The organism is Streptomyces sp. NPDC059142, from assembly GCF_042755665.1.
Classification (GTDB): domain Bacteria; phylum Actinomycetota; class Actinomycetes; order Streptomycetales; family Streptomycetaceae; genus Streptomyces.
In genome coordinates, this window is record NZ_JBHZDA010000005.1 from 1 (window position 1) to 2,404 (window position 2,404).

Annotated in this window: 1 protein-coding gene and 1 pseudogene; both read right to left on the reverse strand. The window is 71.3% G+C overall.

Annotated elements, in window-relative coordinates:
- Positions 1 to 124: 124 nt before the first annotated feature.
- On the reverse strand, positions 125 to 1,132 hold the full coding sequence (locus tag ACFXPK_RS03560) for a TerC/Alx family metal homeostasis membrane protein (protein WP_385071211.1): 1,008 nt from the start codon (positions 1,130 to 1,132) through the stop codon (positions 125 to 127).
- A 252-nt stretch (positions 1,133 to 1,384) separates the two neighbouring features.
- Positions 1,385 to 2,311: pseudogene (locus ACFXPK_RS03565) on the reverse strand (export associated protein); the annotation flags it as partial.
- Between the last annotated feature and the right edge of the window lie 93 nt (positions 2,312 to 2,404).

The following is a 2,404-nucleotide window of genomic DNA, read 5'->3' on the forward strand; positions in this document are numbered from 1 at the left end:
GTCGCGGGGGGCGGTCCCCCCCCCCCCCCCCCCTCCTCCGGCATCACGGTCGGTTGCCGGCGGGGGGCGGTCCCCCCCCCCCCCCCCCCGCTGTCGCGCCGGAGCGCGGCATCGGGCCGCGGAATCAGGCTCCTATGCTGTCCTTCGCCTTGCCGTCGCCCGACTCGCCCGACCCGGCCGCCTCGCGCTCCGCCTGCTTCTTGGAGGCGATGAGGCTGGTGATCGTGGTGATGATCAGGACACCGCAGATGACGCTCAGCGACACCGGGATGGAGATCACGGGGACGTGCACGCCCAGCTCGTGCAGCGCGTGCAGCACGAGCTTCACCCCGATGAAGCCCAGGATGGCCGAGAGGCCGTAGCTGAGGTGCACCAGCTTCTTCAGCAGACCGCCGAGGAGGAAGTAGAGCTGGCGCAGACCCATCAGGGCGAAGGCGTTGGCCGTGAAGACGATGTACGGGTCCTGGGTCAGGCCGAAGATCGCCGGGATGGAGTCCAGCGCGAACAGCACGTCGGTGGTGCCGATGGCGAGCATGACCACCATGAGCGGGGTCAGGATCCGCTTGCCGTTCTCGCGGATGAAGAGCTTCGTGCCGTGGTACCGGTCGGCCACGCCGAAGCGCTGCTCGACCGTCTTGAGGAGACGGTTCTCCTCCCACTCCTCCTCGTCCTCGTCCGCGCGCGCCTCCTGGATGAGCTTCCAGGCGGTGTAGATCAGGAACGCGCCGAAGATGAAGAAGACCCACGAGAAGCTGGCGATGATCGCGGCGCCCGCCGCGATGAAGGCCGCGCGGAGCACCAGCGCTATCAGCACACCGATGAGCAGCACGCGCTGCTGGAGGTGTGAGGGCACCGAGAACTTCGCCATGATCAGGATGAAGACGAAGAGGTTGTCGACACTGAGCGACTTCTCGGTGACGAACCCGGCGAAGAACTCGCCGGACGCCTGGGCCGAGCCGAACCACAGCAGGCCGAGACCGAACAGCACGGCGAGGGCGATCCAGACGACCGTCCATATGCCGGCTTCCTTCGTCGACACCTCATGGGGCTTGCGCCCGATGAAGAAATCGACGGCGATGAGGGCGCTGAGACCAAGAATGGTCAACACCCACAGGTTCAAGGAGACGTCCACTGTTCCTCCGGCTTCGTACGGCTACTGATCAGCGTCGTCGCTGCCGGAGGTCTCCTCCACCCGGGCGGCACTGCCGCTCCACGGGCCGACGCCCCGGGACCGATGGCGGTCCGTATTGACGGGCACGTCGCGATGTGGGAGTACTCCCCTCCGCTGCCAGGAACAGTACAGGAAAGGCCAAAGAAAGGTAAAGAGCGGTCCAAGTGATCTTCAAGTGTGCAGGTCAGGGCGGTTTGCCAAACCAAGTGCCGCTCAGCGTTCTCCCGTACGCCGGGACTCCGCGACCCGGTCCAGCACCCGGCGGAGCACCTCGCCGCCCGGCGGGACCGCCGGGGGCTCGTACGTCCAGGCGTGGCCCACCCAGGGGTCGGCCAGATGGTCGTCGGGCACGGGGGTGATCCGCAGCAGCGAGCGCCAGAGCGGGTCGAGGACCGGTCCGTAGGCGCGCGCGTCCTCACGGTCCGCGACCATCAGCAGATGTACGCCGACCGCCGGGCCCTCGTCGGCGAGGTAGCGGAGCTGGGTGACCGCGCGGTCGTCGAAGCCGTGCGGGAAGTCGTTGACGATGAGCAGCTGCTCGGCGGTGTCCAGGTCCGGCGGCAGCGACTCGGCGGCGCCGCCGCGCACCGCCATCTGGACGAGGTCGACCCGCTGGGTGAGGCGGGCGAGGACGGCGGCCACTCCCCCGGCACCGGCGGCGGGCGGCCGGTCCAGCGCGCCGGACATGACCAGCGGGGCGAGCGGGCCGGCGGCGGAACCGGCCGGGTCGATCACCTCGACCGTGAACGCGCCGGGCGGATGGACCGCGAGGAGCCGGGCGGCGAGGGCCACCGCCGTGTCCACGGCCGCCCGGCGGAGCTGCGCCTCGTCCGTCATCAGGGCGGCGTCGGAGCCGGCCCGCCCGCTGTCGATCCACAGCCCGCGCTCCAGCGGGAGGCGGACGAGCATCGGGATGCGCAGATCCGGGCGTTCCGGCAGATGGACGTCGCCGAGGCGGAGCGCCATCGGGATCTCCATCGGGACGCGGTAGGCGTGCCAGACGGGGCTGTCCCAGCGGGCGTACGCGGGCGGCAGCGCGGGCTCGACCACCTCGGACTCCGCGACGAGCTGGGTGAGGTCGCGGTCGAGGACCTCGCGGGCCCGGGCGGCGAGGTCGTCGTGGCGGGCGCGGGCCGCGGGGGGGGGGGGGGGGCCCCCCCCCCCCCCCCCCGGGGGGGGGGGGGGGGGGTGCCGGGGCCGCACCCGGGGCCCACCCGGCCCCGCCCACAACAA